This window comes from Streptomyces sp. Z26, assembly GCF_003665095.1.
GTDB classification, from domain to species: Bacteria; Actinomycetota; Actinomycetes; order Streptomycetales; family Streptomycetaceae; genus Streptomyces; species Streptomyces phytohabitans.
On sequence record NZ_RCHV01000002.1, the window covers coordinates 5,974,716 to 5,992,047 of the forward strand.

Annotated in this window: 12 protein-coding genes; 4 read left to right on the forward strand and 8 right to left on the reverse strand. The window is 74.4% G+C overall.

The features are described 5' to 3' along the window. Positions 1-8 precede the first annotated feature (8 nt). Positions 9-2,069 carry a serine/threonine-protein kinase gene (locus D7M15_RS29255; protein WP_240649491.1) on the forward strand — a complete coding sequence of 687 codons (2,061 nt, stop codon included), beginning with the start codon at positions 9-11 and terminating at the stop codon, positions 2,067-2,069. Between the two features lie 60 nt (positions 2,070-2,129). On the opposite strand, the gene D7M15_RS25870 is transcribed toward D7M15_RS29255, so the two are convergent. Beyond that, the gene (locus D7M15_RS25870; RefSeq protein ID WP_240649492.1) at positions 2,130-2,963 is read right to left on the reverse strand and encodes an aldo/keto reductase; all 834 of its coding nucleotides are present in this window, start codon (positions 2,961-2,963) and stop codon (positions 2,130-2,132) included. 281 nt (positions 2,964-3,244) lie between these two features. Between D7M15_RS25870 and D7M15_RS25875 the strand changes: the two genes are divergently transcribed. Continuing rightward, the gene (locus D7M15_RS25875; protein ID WP_121519700.1) at positions 3,245-4,051 is read left to right on the forward strand and encodes an alpha/beta hydrolase; all 807 of its coding nucleotides are present in this window, start codon (positions 3,245-3,247) and stop codon (positions 4,049-4,051) included. Positions 4,052-4,085: 34 nt separating this feature from the next. Here the strand turns inward: D7M15_RS25875 and D7M15_RS25880 are convergent, their stop codons facing one another. Further along, the gene (locus tag D7M15_RS25880) at positions 4,086-6,773 is read right to left on the reverse strand and encodes a polysaccharide lyase family 8 super-sandwich domain-containing protein (RefSeq protein WP_121521410.1); all 2,688 of its coding nucleotides are present in this window, start codon (positions 6,771-6,773) and stop codon (positions 4,086-4,088) included. 98 nt (positions 6,774-6,871) lie between these two features. Continuing rightward, complete coding sequence (locus D7M15_RS25885) at positions 6,872-8,215, reverse strand: erythromycin esterase family protein (protein ID WP_121519701.1); 1,344 nt, start codon at positions 8,213-8,215, stop codon at positions 6,872-6,874. Positions 8,216-8,285: 70 nt separating this feature from the next. Between D7M15_RS25885 and D7M15_RS25890 the strand changes: the two genes are divergently transcribed. Continuing rightward, on the forward strand, positions 8,286-9,095 hold the full coding sequence (locus D7M15_RS25890) for a TioE family transcriptional regulator (RefSeq protein ID WP_121519702.1): 810 nt from the start codon (positions 8,286-8,288) through the stop codon (positions 9,093-9,095). A gap of 256 nt (positions 9,096-9,351) precedes the next feature. Next, on the forward strand, positions 9,352-10,872 hold the full coding sequence (locus D7M15_RS25895) for an MFS transporter (RefSeq protein ID WP_121519703.1): 1,521 nt from the start codon (positions 9,352-9,354) through the stop codon (positions 10,870-10,872). Between the two features lie 91 nt (positions 10,873-10,963). Here D7M15_RS25895 and D7M15_RS25900 read toward each other — a convergent pair whose 3' ends face one another. From D7M15_RS25900 to D7M15_RS25920, 5 genes are all read right to left on the reverse strand, one after another. Continuing rightward, entirely contained in the window at positions 10,964-11,350 is a 387-nt protein-coding gene (locus D7M15_RS25900; protein ID WP_121519704.1) for a hypothetical protein, read from the reverse strand. Positions 11,351-11,511: 161 nt separating this feature from the next. Next, the gene (locus tag D7M15_RS25905; protein ID WP_240649742.1) at positions 11,512-13,749 is read right to left on the reverse strand and encodes a glycosyl hydrolase; all 2,238 of its coding nucleotides are present in this window, start codon (positions 13,747-13,749) and stop codon (positions 11,512-11,514) included. 344 nt (positions 13,750-14,093) lie between these two features. Continuing rightward, entirely contained in the window at positions 14,094-14,603 is a 510-nt protein-coding gene (locus tag D7M15_RS25910) for a DUF4430 domain-containing protein (protein ID WP_121519706.1), read from the reverse strand. 205 nt (positions 14,604-14,808) lie between these two features. Beyond that, positions 14,809-16,335, reverse strand: a complete 1,527-nt coding sequence (locus tag D7M15_RS28630; protein ID WP_165906330.1) for a hypothetical protein — start codon at positions 16,333-16,335, stop codon at positions 14,809-14,811. Next, a complete protein-coding gene (locus D7M15_RS25920) occupies positions 16,332-17,276 on the reverse strand; it encodes an ECF transporter S component (protein ID WP_121521412.1) in 945 nt (314 codons plus the stop codon). Before D7M15_RS25920 ends, D7M15_RS28630 begins: the two co-directional genes overlap by 4 nt. Between the last annotated feature and the right edge of the window lie 56 nt (positions 17,277-17,332).

Genomic DNA, 17,332 nt, shown 5'->3' on the forward strand with positions numbered 1-17,332 from the left:
GGGGGCGGATGCGCGACGACGGTACGGCCGGCAGTGGTCCGGACGACGGGCGGGAGACGGTGATCGCGGGCCGTTACAGACTGCTGCGCCAGCTGGGGCGCGGTGGGATGGGCGTGGTCTGGGAGGCGCTGGACACCAGCCTCGACCGGAAGGTGGCGGTCAAGGGGCTGCTGTACCCGGGTGCGGCGGGGCCCGAGGCGCAGGCGAACTGGGTGAGCCGGGCGCGGCGCGAGGCGCAGGCCATCGCCCGGATCGGGCACCAGAACGTGGTCGCCGTCCACGACGTGATCGAGGCGGGCAACCAGGTCTGGATCGTCATGGAGCTGCTCAACTCCCGTTCCCTGGCAGACCTGTTGCGCGAACAGCAGCAGCTCTCCGTACCGCACGCGGCACGCATCGGGCTCCAGGTGCTGCGCGGGCTGGCGGCGGTGCACGAGTCGGGGGTGCTGCACCGCGACGTCAAGCCCCACAACATCCTCTTCCGGCCCGACGGGCGCGCGCTGCTGATGGACTTCGGCATCGCCACGTTCGAGGGCGCCGCACAGGTCACGCGGTCGCACGAGATCATCGGCACGCCGCAGTACCTCGCGCCGGAACTGCTCGGCCACACGCCCGCCGGTCCCCGTACGGCGTCCGCCGCGTCGGACCTGTGGGCGCTGGGCGTCACGCTGTACGAGATGGTGGAGGGCAGGCGCCCGTTCGACGGCGCCACCAGCTACGAGATCTTCATCGCCGTGTGCGAGTCCCCGGCGCCGCCCATGCGGTACGCGGGTCCGCTGGCCGAACTCGTCGAGGCGCTGCTGAGGAAGGATCCCGGTCAGCGTCCGGACGCCGCCGAGGCGGACCGCATGCTGCTGGCGGTCACGGGCGAGTCGGCCGGGCTGGACGGCGCGGCGGCGCGTCCGGCGGCACCCGCCGCGCCCGCGCCCGTACCCCCGCCCGTGCCCGCCGCGCCCGTCTGGCCGGAGCCGGAGCAGGCGGGGGCCGCGCAGCCGGAGCCGCCCACCCCGCCGACGACCCCGCCCGAGCCCACGCCGGGACCGGCGCCCACCCCGGAGCCGACGCCCGAACCGGCGGCCGCCGAGCCGACGCCCGCCCCCGCCCCCGTACCCACGCCGACACCCGCGCCCGCGCCCGGGTCGTCCGCCCCCGGGTCGCCCGCGCACGCGCGGCGGCGCGGGGTGAAGGCCACGGCGGTGGTGGTCGTCGCGGCGGTGCTCGCGGGCGCCGGATGGTTCGCCTGGGCGCAGCGCGACGACACCACGGAGGCCGCCGGTTCGGACGGCAGGGGAGCGGCGGAGACCCGTTTCGTCGACGACCACCCCGTGCTGCGGGTCGGCGTCAAGGAGGACCAGCCCGGCCTCAGCGTGAAGTCCGGTGACGAGTACGTCGGCTTCGAGCCCGACCTCGCCCGGGAGATCGCCCGCGAACTGGGCTACTCCCCGGACCAGGTGGTGTTCAGCCCCGTCACCTCGGGCAACCGCAGCGACCGGCTCGGCTCCCGGGTCGACCTCGTGCTGGCCTCGTACAGCATCAGCGAGGAGCGCGAGAAAACGGAGCAAGTGCGTTTCGCCGGGCCGTACTTCGAGGCGCTGCCGGGACTGCTGGTGCGCAAGAACCGCAAGTACGAGGATCTCGGCGACTTCCAGGACGACCGGACCGCGACGGTCTGCACCGCGCGCAACTCCGTCTACGTACCGTGGCTGAAGGAGCAGGGCCTCGGCGACCGGATGGACCTGCGCGGCGGCTACGACGACTGCGTCACGGAGCTGCTGGACCCCGAGTCCGACGTGTACGGGGTGGCCACCGACGACGTCATCGTCGCCGGACTCGCGGACAAGTACTCCGCGAAGACCAAGGCGTTGAAGGGCCTCGGCGGCCTGGAGTCGTACGGCGCGGCGACCGCCGACGAGGAGCCGGGGCTGCACCGCGAGGTGTGCGCGGCCCTGGCGGAGGTGATGGCCAAGTCGGCGGACGGGAAGTCCCGTTGGGGCGAGCTGTACGCCCGCCACCTGGAACCGCTGATGCGGGAGCCCGCCCCCGACGAACCGGACCTCAGCTCCTGCTGAGGCCGCTTGGACGCGCGCCGTACGGGGGCGGGCCGGGGCGGCCCGCCCCCGTACCGGCGATCAGAACTCCTCGTGCGCCACCGGGTCGCCGCCCATCCGCTCCGCCGGGCGGGCCGAGATCCGGGACAGTTCCTCGGCGGTCAGCTCGAAGCCGAAGAGGTCCAGGTTCGCCCGCTGCCGGTCCGTGTCACCGGACTTGGGGATCGGGACGGCGCCCAGCTGCGTGTGCCAGCGCAGCACGGCCTGCGCCGGGGTGACCCCGTGCGCCTCGGCGGCGGCCGTCACCGCCGGGTCGTCCAGCAGGCCGTTCGCGCCCCGGCCGAGCGGGCTCCAACTCTGCGTGACGATGCCCTTGTCGGCGTGGAAGGCGCGCAACTCGTCCTGCGGGAGGGCGGGATGAAGCTCGATCTGGTTCACGGCGGGCAGCTCGCCGGTCTCCTCCTCCAGCCGATCGATGTGCTCGGCGGTGAAGTTGGAGACGCCGATGGAACGGACCAGGCCCTCGTCGCGCAGCCGCAGCATCGCCTTCCACGACTCCACGTAGCGGTCGATGCGGGGGAGCGGCCAGTGGATGAGGTACAGGTCGACGTAGTCCAGCCCCAGGTTCGTACGGGACTCCTCGAACGACGCCAGGGTCTCCGCGTACCCGTGGTGGCGGCCGGGCAGCTTCGTCGTCACGCAGATCTCGCGGCGCGGCACGCCGCTGCGGCGGATGCCGCGGCCGGTGCCGGTCTCGTTGCGGTAGTTGAGGGCCGTGTCGACGAGCCGGTAGCCCGTCTCCAGGGCGCCCGCGACGGCCCGTTCGGCCTCGTCGTCGTCCATCGGCCAGGTGCCGAGCCCCACGGCGGGGAGCGTCCAGGTGTCGTTGAGCGGAAGTACCGGGGCCTGGATCACGGTGGCTGACCTCTCTCGTCGTCGCGTCGCGCGTCCCGCGTACGGAGACGCGCGGGGCCGTACGGGCGGGTACCCGCCGTCCCACCCGCCCATCCTGCCCCGCCGCCGGTCGGCCGTCCCGCAGCGCGGCGGCACGTACGGGGTGTACGGGAGGTGCCGTGGGTGTGGCGGGGGCGGGGAGTCGTGCGGACGGGAACTAACTTGCGCGCGTGTCAGCAAGTATGTGACGCTCGGGGCTCCGGACCACAGGCGCCCCGACCGGGCGCCACCAAGGAGTCAGCATGCCCCCGACCGACCCGCAGGCGACGGCGGAACGCACGCCCGCCGTCTTCGTCCACGGCAACCCCGAGACCACCGCCATCTGGGACCCGCTCCTCGCGGAGCTGGGCCGGGACGACGTCGTACGGCTCTCGCCGCCCGGCTTCGGCAGCCCCCTCCCGCCCGGCTTCGGCTCACGCGTGGAGGACTACCGGCAGTGGCTCGTCGCGGAGTTGGAGGCGATCGGCCGCCCCGTCGACCTCGTGGGACACGACTGGGGCGGCGGCCACGTCGTCAACGTCGCCATGACCCGGCCCGACCTGCTGCACAGCTGGGTCAGCGACGCCCTCGGGGTGTTCCACCCCGACTACGACTGGCACCACCTGGCGCAGGTGTGGCAGACCCCGGGCAAGGGCGAGGAGGCGGTGGCGGAGCAGTTCGGCAGTACCGGAGCCCTCCTGCGCATCCTGCGCGACCGGGGCATCCCCGAGGAGACGGCCCGCCGGGTGGCCGAGGGGCTGGACGCGGACACGGGCCGCGCCGTCCTCGCCCTCTACCGTTCCGCCGCGCAGCCCGTCATGGCCCGCCTGGGGGAGGGCCTGGAGCGCGCGGCGCGTACGCCCGGCCTCGCCGTCGTCGCCACCGCCGACCGGGCGACGGCGACGGAGGAGCAGCGTCGCCGCTCCGCGTCCCGCGCGGGGGCGGCCGTACACGTCCTGGACGGCCTCGGGCACTGGTGGATGGTGGAGGACCCGGGTGCGGGCGCGCGCATGCTGCGGGACTTCTGGGCCACCCTGCCCGCCGCCCCGGACCGCCCCGCCGCCGGGTGACGGTCCCGCCCGGCCGCGCGCGGACGGACGGGGGTCAGGTCTCGCGGAGGGTGGCGGTGAACGAGCGGCCGTACGCGTGACGGGTCGGGAAGCGCAGCAGCGTGCCGCCCGCCACCCGGCGGCAGCGCACGCCCGGATCGGCGGAGACCAGCGTGAGGCGGCGGCCCGCCAGCAGCACCGCGACGCGGTCGCGGCGCGTCGTCGGGTCGGCGGCGGCGACGGTGACGCGGTCTCCGCCGCCTCCGCCCCCACGCCCGCCCGCTTCCCGTACGAGCACCGACGCCGGGCCGTCCAGCCGCAGCCCGGCGACCCGGTGCCCGCCCGCCGCGAAGGAGTTGACGCCCGTCAGCCCCAGCCCGGAGTGGCGTACGGCCTGGAGGCGCGGCGAGTTGGCGAGCACCTCCAGCGGCCCCCGCCCGCCACGCCCGTCCCCGCCGGAGCCCCCGCCCCCGTACGCCCGCAGCGCCGCCTCCGTGGCGTGCGGCACCAGCGCGTACGCGTACGCCGCCGGGCGCGCGCCCGGCTCCTGCCGGAAGTGCGCGTCGAAGACCTGCCGGGTGACGGGGGTGTCCGGGTTGGCGGTACGGACGACGCGGCGGCTGCGCGTCACGGCCTCCAGGGTGACGGTCACGGGCGGGCACGTGCCGAGGCCGGTGGGTGGGGACGTGCGGCCGGTGACCGTACGGGCCGGTGCGGAGCCCAGGAACGCGTACCCGACGGCCGTGCCTCGCGTCGCGTTCGCGTACCGCAGCCAGCGCAGCCGCCCCGTACCCGTACCCGCCCAGTCGTCGCCGTCCGCCGTCGCGCCCGTCAGCTCCAGCCGGTCGCCGGGCGGCGCCGTACGGGCGTCCACGGTCGTCGTCACCGCGCGGCCCGCGAGGTCGCCGACGCCCGCCGCCAGCACCACGATCTCGTCGTCCAGCAGGAACCACGACTTGGTCGCGGTCGCGTTCCGGTACACGGTGAAGTCCTCGGGCAGCAGGGCCCGTTCGGCGTACGCCACGTCGTCGGACTGCACCAACGCCGCCGTCCCGTACGCGCCGAGAACCGCCCCGCCGGAGTGCGCGGCGGTGCCGCGCGGGAAGTACACGTACGTGTTCTGGGACTCGGACGACGCGGTGAAGCCCAGCGGGTGGCCCGGGTTGTCGTAGTACGGCTTCCCGTACAGCTCCGGCACGCTCGACCGCCGCTCCACCGGCGCGGTGACGCCCGCGAGGCGGTACGGCGACACCGTCGCCAGGTGGTCGACGCCGTACGACGCGGACTGGTCCTGCCCCGCCAGGTAGAGGTGGTGGGCGCCGTCGCCCTGGAACCAGGGCAGCAGGTTCTCGCCGCTCATGTACTCGTACCTGCTGATCCGCTCCGAGCTGCGCGCCAGCGCGAACGCGTACCCGGGGCGGCGGTGCACGGTGCGGTCCATGGCGTTGAACGCGGTGCTGCGCGCGGGGGAGTTGAGGTCGGCGGCCGGTACGGAGTCGTCCGCGAGGACGTCGGCGTGACGCACGACGGTCAGCGGCGACGTGAACCTCGCGGGGTCCGGCGGCGCGTGCGACGCGGCGTGCAGGTGCCGGACGTAGCCGCGAAGCGCGGCGGCCCGCTCGCCCCGCGCGTACGCCGACAGGTCGGTGACGGCCTCCGCGACGGTCGCGGTGTCCGCGTAGCCGTCCGCCTCGCGGGAGACCGCGCGGCCCTTCACCGCCTCCATCATCCAGCCCTCGAACACCAGCGGCGCGAACCCGTCCGCCACCCACCGGTGGACGACCGGCACGAGCGCGTCCGTGTCGGCGTACCCCGTGCCGTCCAGCACCTTGAGCGTCAGCACGGCGCGGGTCAGCAGCGCCCGCCCGTACGACCCGGTGTACGCCACCGACGCGTGCTGGAGGAACGAGCCGTCCGCGTAGTGGCCGTCCGTCACCCCGTGCCGCGGGGCGTACGGGTCGACGGTCGCGTACACCGTCAGCTGGTCCTCCAGCGCCTTCCGGATACGGGCGTCGCCGTCCGTACCGCCGAGCAACGCGCCCTGGAGCATGCGGTTCGCGGTGATGTCCGCGAGGTTCGCGCCGGTGTGGAAGCGGGAGTCGAGATCGACGTCGCCGTCCTTGCCGTTGCGCAGGTACGCGTCCATCGACGCCAGGTACGCACGGGTCAACTCCGGGCGCTGGTCCGCGAGTTCGTCCGCGAGCAGCAGCAGGGTGGCGGTCGCGGACGTGGAGATGCCGATCTCCCAGTGGAACCAGTTGCCGTAGTAGCCGCCCGCCTGGTCGCCGTACCAGCGTTCGTGGAGCAGCGCCAGCGCGTCCACCACCCGCGCCCGTACCGCGTCGCCGTCCGGATGGCCGGGCAGCGGGCCGAGGCCGGGCGTACGGGTCGCGAGCGCGATCTCGTACAGCCGTCGGAAGGTGGTGTTCAGCGCCGCGTCGTCGGTGCCCAGCGGCAGCCCCGCGAACACCCCGTCCGCGCTCGCCGCGCCCATGTCGGCCGCGTCCATGTCGGCCAGGTGCGCGACGGCCGCCCGCGACACGGCGGCCAGCTTCGGGCCGGTCTCCGGACGGGAGTTGGAGGCGGCGGTCCCGGCGAGCACGTCCACGGCGTTCGCCAGCAGCCGCCCGTACGCGCCCGGCTCCGGCGGCCCGCCCGCCGCGGCGGCACCGGCGTGCGGCAGGACCGCCGTCAGCCCGGCGGCGGACAGGAGGGACAGCACGTGCCTGCGGGTGTGCTCCACGGTGGCCTCCGGGACGCGGGCGCCGCCGCCCACCGCGCGCGGACGGTCGCGGGCGCGCGAGGCGGGCGGTTCGTCGGAAACGGCAGTCGCCAGCAGTGTCACACGCGCGGCGCGTCCCAGCCAGGCACCGTACGGGGGCGGGCCGGGACGTCCCGCACGTACACGAGCCCGTCCGTACCCGCCAGCAGCGCCGGGTCGAACGGCGCGTAGCCGAACCAGGGCGACTCGCGGGGCGCGGGCGGCGTACCCCCGAGGGCGGCGGCCAGCGCCGCCGGGTCGACCAGCTGCCGGTCCTCCGGCAGCCCGTACAGCAGGCCCTCGACACTCTCCGGCGGCGGCACGTCCACCCCCTGGTGGCGGAGGGTGCCGACGGCGGTGGCCACGAAGGCGTACCGGCCGCCGAGGCGCGCGGCGGTGAGCGCGCCCGCGCCCCACCACTCCACCCGGCCCTGCCACATGCGCATGCTGCTGCGCCCCCGCTGGAGGTGGGAGTTGTGAGCGTGCACGAGCAGAGGACCGCGCTCCACGAGCGCCGCCAGGTTGGCGGCCATCAGCACGTCGCGCAGCGCGCACAGCCGCGTCATGCGGGACGGGGAGTCGTCGGCCATCGCGGCGTGGTAGCGCAGCAGGCCGGTGGCGGTACGCGCGTACAGGCGGGCGCGGTCCCAGGCGTCCGCGTGCCCGGCCTCCGCGTGCCCGGCCTCCGTGCGTCCGGCCTCCGTGCGTCCGGCGTCCGCGTGCTCCCCGTCGCCCCCGGCTTCTCCGCCCCCGGAGGGCGCCGACAGGTGCGGTGCCTCCGCCTCCAGCAGCGTCGCCAAGTCGTCCGCGAGCAGGCGCAGTTCGACCGCGTCCGCCGACCGCCCCACCGAACGGGACGGGTCCGTCATGGCCGCCGGGTCCGTCCACCGTTCGTCGGCGCCGAGCAGGCGGCCGAGCGCCGCCTCCGTACAGGGCAGCAGGTCCGCGTCCAGACGGGCGGCGAGGAACGCGTACAGGCCGGTGAGCGCCTGCCGAGGGCTCTCGGCCGCGCTGATCTCCAGCGGGCCGTCGAACCCGGCGAAGCGCACCCGCGCCGACGCGGGCCGCCCCTCGGCGTCCGCGCGGGCGTTGTGCGCGCGCATCCAGCGCACCAGCTCGCGGTTGGCGGCGGACGCGCCCCAGCCGTGGCTGAAACCGTGCTCCAGCACGCCGTCGAGGGTGCCCGCGCCACGGGTGACGTACGCGTCCACGGCCAGCCCGCGCAGACAGTCGCTCTCCAGGGCGACCGTGCCGTAGCCGCCCTCCTCCACCAGCTGCCGGACGAGGTCGTTCCGCAGCTCCAGGAGCGCGTCCTCGCCGTGCGTGGGCTCGCCCAGGGCGAGGACGTGGGGACGCTCCGGGAGGAGCCGGAGGAGGGCGGTGGCGTCGAGGGGACGGACGGAGTCCTTGAGGTCGATGGTCATGCCTTGAACGCTATCGTTGAACTTTCGGTGGAGACTTTCCTCCGAACAACCCCGTACTGAGGGGAGAACTGTGGCGCCCAACCCTCAAACCGGCGCACACCTCAGGCCCGTCGACCTGGCACGACGGCACGGCCTGTCGACGCAGGCCGTACGCAACTACGAGGCCGCGGGCATCCTCCCCGCCGCCGCCCGTACCCCGTCCGGCTACCGCGCGTACGGCCAGCTCCACGCGTACGCCCTCCACGCCTTCCTCGCGCTGCTGCCCGGCCACGGGCACCAGCGGGCGGCCGCGATCCTGTGCGCGGTCAACGAGGGCGCGACCGACGAGGCGCTGCACCTCGTCGACCAGGGGCACGCCCAACTCCTCGACGACCGGCGCACGTTGCGCTCCGTCGAGCGCGCCCTCCGCGACCTGGGTCCGGCGCCGGACCCCGCGCCGGACCCCGCGCCGGAGCCGCCGTCCGCACGCGGCGGCCGGACCGCGCCCCCGTCCGCCACCCGCTTCATCGGGGAGCTGGCGGGGGAGTTGGACGTACGGCCCGCGACGCTCCGCAAGTGGGAGCGCGCCGGGCTGGTACGCCCGCGCCGCGACCCCGTCACCGGCTACCGGGTGTACGACGGCGCCGCGGCCCGCGACGCCCGGCTGGTGCGACAACTGCGGCGCGGCGGGCACCTGTTGGAGCAGATCGCCCCACTGATCGACCAGGTGCGCGCGGCGGGCGGCCCGGAGCCGCTGGAGGCCACCCTCCGCGGCTGGCACGACCGGCTCTCGGCCCGCGGCCGGGCGATGCTGGCGGGTGCCGCCGCCCTGGACACGTACCTCCGGGCACGCGAGGAGCGGCCCGACGCGGGATCCGGCGGGCGGCCGGTGCCGGACTAGCGTGGCGGCGCGCTGGTCGGTGGTGGGATGTGCGTGGCGTCGTACGGGTGCGCCGCGCGTGCTCCTCTCCCGTTCGCGCACCCCGTCCCTCGCCTCCGCCTCCGCCTCCGACTTGGGCGAACCGGTGGGCGCGGGGCGCTGGCGCGCGCGTCCCACCCGGCGTACCTTGCCCGGACATAGGACGTCCCATGTCCTCGCCAGTGCCGAACCGCCTGACCCCGCCCGCACCGCTTCCGCCCCCACCGGAGGTCCGCCCGTGGCCACGTCGTACCCGCCCGCACCCGACTCGTTCCGCGGCCTCTCCGCCGGGCAGCGCAAGGCGTTCTTCGCCGCCTGGCTCGGCTACCTCCTCGACGGCTTCGACTTCGTCCTCATCACCCTCGTCCTGACGGAGATCGCGGACGACTTCGACATCAGCCTCACGAAGGCCGCGACGCTCGTCTCGGCCGCGTTCGTCTCCCGGTGGTTCGGCGGGCTGCTGCTCGGCGCCATCGGGGACCGGTACGGGCGCAAGCCCGCCATGCTGCTCGCCATCCTCGCCTTCTCGGTCGGCAGCGGCATGTGCGGATTCGCCTGGGGCTACTGGTCGTTGTTCGCCTTCCGCGCCCTCGTCGGCATCGGCATGGCGGGCGAGTACGGGTCCAGCGCCACGTACGTCATGGAGTCCTGGCCGAAGTCCATGCGCAACCGCGCCACCGGCTTCCTGCTCTCCGCCTACCCCATCGGCACCGTCGTCGCCGCCCTCGCCTACGAGGTGATCGTGCCCGCCGCGGGCTGGCGCTGGCTGTTCTACGCGGGCATCGTGCCCGTCGCCCTCACCCTCTACCTGCGGCGCGCGCTCCCGGAGGCCGCCGAGTGGCAGGCCGAGGTCGGTGACCGGCCGGACGTCACGACGTCGTCGGTGCTGCTCGCGCCCGGCCGCAGGCTGACCAACGGCGGGCTCACTGTGGTGCTGTCCACCGCCCTGGTGCTCCTCTTCAGCGGCAACGCGGGCTGCGCGTACCCCTGGCTGATCGCCGTCGTCGTACTCGGCCTCGTCGCGTTCACCGTCCAACTCGCGGGCGCGCTCTGGCCGGTGACGCTCGCCGTCATGGTCACCACGTTCTGCGCGTTCCTGTACTCGTGGCCCATCCAGTCGCTCCTGCCGACGTACCTCAAGACCGACCTGGGCTACGACGCGGGCCAGGTCTCCGACGCGCTGACCTGGGCGGGTCTCGGATACGCCGCCGGGTCCTGCCTCGCGGGAGTCGTCGGCGACCGCTTCGGCACCCGGCGCACGTACGTCTTCGGGCTGTTCCTGTCGTTGGGCTTCGTGTTCCCGGTGTTCGCGCTGGACTCGGGGAACGTGGTGCTGCTGTGGCTGTTCCTGTTCGTGATGCAGGCGTTCAGCCAGGGCATCTCGGGGCTGCTGCCGAAGTACATCGCCGACCACTTCCCGACGCGCGTACGGGCGGCGGGCCTCGGCTTCTCGTACAACGTCGGCGCCCTCGGCGGCGCCGTCGCCCCCCTCGCGGGCGCCTCCCTGGCCGAACGCACCGACCTGGGCACGGCGTTGACCGGACTCGCCGCGGTGCTCACGACGGTGGTGGCGCTGATGGTCGGCTTCGACGTACCGGCGCGCATCGGCCGCGCCCTCCACGTCGGCTCGGACGCCCCCGCCTTCGCACCCCCGAACACCGCCGCTACGGGAACGGGCGAGGGCGCGCGTACGGAGTCCGCCGCGACGCCGGGGAAGCCACCACACGGCCAGCCCGACGGGGGCACGGAAACCGGGTGAGACGGGTGGCCGCTCCCACCGACGAACCGCCCGTACCCGACGGAGTCGGGACGTACGAAGTCCCGTTCCCCGGTCGGGACTTGGGTGGGGGTCAGAAGCGGGTGGGGATCGCGTCGTAGAGGGCGCGGACGTTGCGGCGGGTGCCCTCGTGGTCGCCCGCGAAGCCGTTGCGCGGGTTGAGCTTGAGGGTGGTGCCGTCGGCGCGGCGGAGGTGGACGTAGGTGTTGCCGGTGTAGGTGCCCTTCGTCCGCAGCTCGTGCGGCAGTTCGCCCAGCGCCACCTCGTCCACCGGGTCGGCCCAGGCGAGGCCCTTGTCCTTGAGTGACCAGTACGCGCTCCGCACCGCCAGCACGCGTCGGTCGGTGACCGCGAGGACGATACGGCTGAAGCCCAGGCCGGTGTACGCGGGCAGCGCCGCCTTCACGGTCTCCTTCCGCAGGTGCGTGTGCAGCAGGCGGTCGAGTTCGGACGGTGCCACCGGGGCCTCCAAGTCAGGTGCGTGGAAAGGGAGTCGGGAAGAGGGGGACGGCACAGCGTATCCGGAGGAGGCGGCGGGCGGCGGGCCCGTCGACGGACCGCGGAGGGTCCGTCGACGGGCCCGCCACCGTACCCGGGTGGCGCGCTGGTCAGCCCGTGCCGTCAGCCCGTGCCGACGGCCGACGAACGCGCGGGCACCGTCAGCGTCTTGCCGTCGGAGAAGGTCACCGTCTGCTCGCCGTCACCGTAGTTGTGCGCGGCGTACGTGCGGGTGCCGCCCTTCTCGAAGACCGCCGCCGTCGGGCTGTCGGCGGTCACCGAGGTGTCCGGGGCACCGGTCGTGGCAAGGGTGTTGATCCAGTGGTCCACGTGCGCCCAGGACTCGCCCGCCTCCGGCTCGTACGCCTTCGGGTCCGCGTCGTACGCTTGTTTCGCCGCCGCCGGGTCGCTCAACGCCCGGAACTCCCACAGGATTTCGCGCCACTCCTGCGCGGGTCCGCCGTTCTCCCGCTCCAGTTCGGTGAGGTTGCGGTCGATGGCGGCCTTGTCGCGGGCCAGGTGCAGCGAACCGCCCGTCACGGGGAGGACGTTGATGCCGTGGATCTCCTCCGGGTTGGCGGTCCACCAGGTGCTGTACGCGCCGCCGTTGCTCCAGACCATGCCGAGCGTCTGGTGCCCGTAGCCCTCGGGGAAGACCTCCTGGTCGCCGTCGAACCAGTACTGCCGGATCGCCTCGGCCTCCGTCGTCAGCAGGTAGACGCCGAGGTCGCGCACGGAGGTGTCGCCGGTCGCGGCGCCCCACATGACCATCGCCGCGCTGAGGTTGATCGACTCGGACGAGGACTCCTGGTTGTTGCCCGCCGCGAACCCTTGGTGCCCGGCGGCCCAACTGTGCCCGGCGTACACGTCGAAGCCGCGCAGGAACGGGTAACGGTCGTCGTCCCGTGCCGAGTTGGCCGCGTCACCGATGAGTTCCTCGACCATGCCGCCCCAGGCGGAGTCGGCGGCCCACGCCTTGTCGTAGCGGGCGACGACGGACGCGGCCATCACGTAGTACGAGTAGTGGAAGTGGTGGTCGTTGAGTTCCTTGTCGCTGCCGTACGACGCGGGGTAGCCGGTCAGTGTCCGCCACTCGGGGTCGTAGCTGAACTCGGAGGCGCCGCCCGCCGTCAGCCACTCCTGGAGGCGTTCCTTGAGCAGCGTCAGCAGCTTGTCGCGGGCACCGTCGTTGCCCGACTGCTCGGCCAGCGGCACGAGTTGGGCGAGTCGGCCGAGGGCCTTGCCGGTCCAGTACGTGTCGGTGGCGCCGTTGAACGGGTCGGCGGAGTTCACCACCTCGTCGATGCGCGCGGCGAGCTGCCCCTTGTCGACGCCGTCCGTCTCGGGCAGCGCGGGCAGTACACCCGTGACGTCCTGCGAGGTCGTGAACGAGCCGCCCGCGCGCACCTTCATCGTGCCGCGCGGCGACACGTACTCGTACGCGGTCAACTCGTCGGAGGTGTGCTGCCATTGGTGCCGGTAGAGCGCCTGGAGGGTGCCGGTCTCCGTACCCTCGCGGGCCTCGGTCTCCAGCGTGTACGTGGCGTCGACCTTCCCGGCGGCGGCGTCGTAGTCCCAGTCGACGGTGGAGCCGGTGACGAAGCTGTAGGCGTACGCGCGGTAGTCGGCCAGGGCGTCGGGGCTGGGCAGGACGGCCACCGAGTAGTAGTCCTCGCCGCCGAGGTCGGCGCTGACGCGCGTGCCGTCCACGGTCCAGTCGCTGCCGCTCGGGGCGAACAGCGCGTAGTGGTGGCCGCCGACGGTCACGCCGAGGACGGCGCCGTCGTCCGCGAACACCTTGGGCGCCGCGCCCGTCTCGATCTGCGCGGCGCCGCCGGTGGCCTCCGCGTACACGTACGGGCTGCCGTGCGCGATCGTCGCGCGCAGGGTGCTGCCGCCGCCCGACCAGTACGGGCTGACCGTCCAGTCGGACCAGCCGTCGGCCTTGGTGTCGGGGGAGTTGAGCCCGGCCACGCCGAGCGTGAGGTCGGCCTTGTGCGCGAACTCGTACTGGCGGCCCTCGCCGACGATCGCCGCGTCGGTCGGGTAGCCGACCTCCAGGCCGCCGGAGACGGCGCGGTAGCTGAGGGGGTGCCCGTACATGGGCTGCGAGTGCGGCTGGTCGGGGTAGCGCTTGAAGACCAGTGAGGACCACCAGTCGTTGGTGGGGACGGGCCGGTCGGCCATCCGCTCGGTCACCTGCGGGGTGACCGGCCGGTCGGTGTTGTCGGTCGGGCCGGACGTTCCGGCCGGGCGGGTGTCGGAGTAACTGCCGCTGCCGACGGGGATCTCGGCCGCCGCGGCCGGCTGGCCCGGCACCAGGTACGTACCGGCGACGACGGTCGCCAGCGCCGTCAGCAGGACGGCGACGGGTCTGTGCCGGCGGTGGAGGAAGGGGCGCGAAACGGGTGATCTCACGTGCGGTACCTCGCAGGCTCGTGGGGAGAGGAGGGCGGGGAAGGCAGTTGAGAGCGCTCTCTTGGCGCGTGAACCTAGACGTGGCTTCAACCCGTGTCAACGCCGCTGACGGAAACCGGGCGATCGTTCCGTACGCCGTTCAGAAGGTGAACGGCCCGTACGCGCTCCGCCCCGGCACCGGGCGAACACGCCGGTGCCGGGGCGGAGTTGCGGTCGCCCCGCGTACGGGTCAGCTGTACGTACGCCTCAGTCGCGCGTACGGGCGCGGCGTGGCGTGCGGCTACGGGTCACAGCTCCGTCCACGTGAACGCGACGTCGTCGCCCGCCTCGATGCGGAACTGGCAGCCGCCGACCGGCGTGGAGGTGCCGTTCACGGAGATGTTCCAGTACGCCTCGGCGCCGCCCGTGTGGCCGTCGACGGTGCTGACGAAGTAGTCCTCGAACGACGCGTACCAGGTGCCGTCCCAGTCGAAGCCCTCCGCCTTGGCCGCGTCGTCGAGGGCCGCCGTGGGCGTCGGGCCGGGGCTCGGGTTGGCGCCGTTGTTGGTGCCGTCGCAGGGGTGGGTGCCGCCGGACGCGGTCGTGACGTCGTGGCCGGTGGTGCTGACCGTTCCGTCGAACACCGTGCTGTCGGGGCCCTGCACGGTGAGGTTCACCGTGATCGGGGCGGCCGCGGGCGCGGCGGGTGCCGCCGTGACGGCTGCGGAGGCCGTGGCGGAACTGCCGAGGACGAGCGCGAGCGCGGCGGTGAACAGCCCGGCTCTGCGGATGAGTCGGCGGGTGGTGGGTCGGTCCATGGGTCGGTTCCTCGTTTCGTGTGGTGGTGGTTCGCGGATCTCCCGCGATCGCTCGCGGAGGTCAACAGGGCGTACGAGCAGGGGTGTTGAGGGCGTACGGTGCCGACGGACCGTCGGGAGACGCCCGTTGTGGCCGTACGGCAGCGGGTGGTTCGGGTGACGGGGTCCCGGACGGGGCCCGTGCGGTCGGCTCGGCCCGGAGGGGTCAGCCGCGTGCGGCCTCCCTGCGGTGGCGGGCCAGGACGACGGTGACGCCGCCCGCGAGCAGGAGGGCGGCCGCCGCCGCGCCCGCCCCGAGGGCCGTGGTGCCGCTGGAGGCCAGCGAACCGCCTCCGCCGGTGGACCCGGTGGACCCGGCGCTGGTCGCCGTGGTGGTCCCGGCGGTCGTGTCTCCGGAGCCGCCGTCGGAGCCGCCCGCGTCGCCGTCGGAGGACGCGCCGCCGGTCGCCGTACCGGCGGATCCGGTCGCCCCGTCGGTCCCGCCGTCCGTACCGCCCGTATCGTCCCCGGACGTACCGTCGGTGTCGCCGCCCGCGCCGCCGGTCCCGCCGTCGCCGCCCGGGTCACCGGCTCCGCCGTCGCCGCCCGTACCGCCGGAGTCGCCGCCGGAAGGACCGCACTTCACCGGCTCCAGTCCGGGTGCCGCGCCCTCGGTGTCCACGTCCGCCAGCGACTTGGCGGCCAACGCGGGTACGGCCTGCGCGGTGGCGCGCAGCGCCGTGCCGTCGGCCTTGGGCTCCGCGTAGCCGACCGCGCCCCGGTCCTCGGCGGCCCCGTCGCAGCCGACCTGCACGGACCGCAGCCAGGCCGTGCCCTTGCCCGCCGCCTCGACCCGGCCGCCCGCGATGAGCGCCTGCACGTCCAGCGCCGTGGAGTTGGAGTTGCCGGGCGGCGTGCCGAAGCCGTTGTCGCGGAAGCCGCCGTCCGGCAACTGCTGCTTCTCCAGCCAGTCCAGGCCGTGGGCGGCGTCGCCCGTACGGCCCGCCGCGAGCAGAGCCTGCACGGCCAGACCCGTACTGTCCGTGTGGGACTTGCACTTGGCGGGGTCCGCCTTGAACGTCAGGGGGTAGCCGCCGTCGGCGCACCGGCTCTTCGCCAGGAACTCGACGGCCCTGGAGGGGAGTTCACCCGTACGTTCCAGCGCCAGCACGGCGAGGGACTGCGTGAACTGGTTGGACATGTCGCCGCTCGACGCCTTGTCCGTGAACCTGCCGTCGTCCTGGAGCCGCCCGAGGAGCGTGCCCCGCAGATCGAGGTCGCCGAAGTCCGCCAGGTCGCGGTGCGTGGCCGCGGCGACCAGCGCCAGTTTGGCGGCGCCGCCCGCGTTGACGTTGCCGGGCGTGCCCCGGTCCACGTACTCGGCCGCGTGCGTCTCCAGCCAGTCCGTGGCCTTGTCCGCCGTGTCGCCGCCGGTGCCCGTCGCGGCGAGCGCGAGCACGATGTCGGCCGTCAGCCCGTGGTCGCCCTTCGCGTGGGCGCCGTCGGTGAGTTGGGCCGCCATCCAGGTGGCGGCCGCCTTCGGCGGCGACACCAGGGTGTCGGCCGCGGCAGTCGTGCCGGGGGCGCGGTCGGAGCGCTGGTCCGCGCGGGCCGCCGTGCCGCCGCCCGGCAGCAGCAGCGCCGCCGCCACCGCGGCGGCGGTCAACGCCGCCGCGCCCGTCGGTGTGCGCCGTACGCGGGCGGGACGTGGCGGGTGCGTCGTCCCCGCTCCGTGGTCACTGGGTCCGGTCATGCGGGGGAGGCTCCTTCTGTCGTGAGGTGGGCGCCGGTCGTGCCGTCCGGCCGCGCGGTGTCGGTGGATGTGTCGGGGCTCCGATCGGTCCCGGCGGACGGGGCGTCCGCCGCCGCCTCCGCCGCGCCCGGCTCGGGGGCGTCCGCCGCCGTGAAGCTCACCGCCGCCCCGAACGCGGCGCGCCGGGCGGCCCGGCGGAGCACGGACAGTACGGCGGGCCCGACGGTGACGATCGCGACCAGGTTGGTGAGCGCGCGCCCGGTGTCCCACCCGGCGGTGGAGGTGACGAGCGTGAACACGGCGAAGCGGTGCAGGTTCTCCAGCACGGGCGCGCCGGCGACGAACGACAGGTCGGTGCCGGGGCCCAGCGAGTACGGCCAGAACCACATGTTCATCAGGAAGCCGAACGCGTACGCCACCACCACCCCGTACGCCGCGAGCATCGCCGTCTCAGCGCGGCCCGTCACGCGCCGCGGCAGCAGGCCCGCGCCCAGACCGATCCAGCCGGAGGCGAGCATCTGGAACGGCAGCCACGGGCCGACGCCCGCCGTCAGCAGCGCCGATGCGAACAGCGACGTCGAGCCGAGCACGAAGCCGAAACCGGGCCCGAACACCCGCCCCGCCAACACCAGCAGGAAGAACACCGTCTCGATGCCCGCCGTGCCCGCGCCGAGCGGGCGCAGCCCGGCGTTGAGGGCGGAGAGCACGCCGAGCATCGCCAGCGCCTTGGTGTCGATCCCACCGGACGACATCTCCGCGAGGACCACCGCCAGCAGCACTGGCAGCGTCAGCAGGAACAGCAGCGGCGCGTCCGTCGTGTGCGCGGTCACCTCGGGGGAGGGGGCGACGAACAGCGGCCAGCAGAACATGGCCAGCCCTGCCACGCTGGCCAGCGCCAGCACGACGCCGCTGCGCAGCCGTACGGGCAGTACGCGCGGCACGTGGCCGTCGCCCGCGCGTACACGGTCCACGTTCGCGCGTATGACGCCCGCGCCGT

Coding starts and splice junctions, on each gene's coding strand:
- D7M15_RS25875 (WP_121519700.1), top strand. CDS start 3,245: ATGCCCCCGACCGACCCGCAGGCGACGGCGGAACGCACGCCCGCCGTC.
- D7M15_RS28630 (WP_165906330.1), bottom strand. CDS start 16,335: ATGACCGGACCCAGTGACCACGGAGCGGGGACGACGCACCCGCCACGT.
- D7M15_RS25885 (WP_121519701.1), bottom strand. CDS start 8,215: ATGACCATCGACCTCAAGGACTCCGTCCGTCCCCTCGACGCCACCGCC.
- D7M15_RS25910 (WP_121519706.1), bottom strand. CDS start 14,603: ATGGACCGACCCACCACCCGCCGACTCATCCGCAGAGCCGGGCTGTTC.
- D7M15_RS29255 (WP_240649491.1), top strand. CDS start 9: ATGCGCGACGACGGTACGGCCGGCAGTGGTCCGGACGACGGGCGGGAG.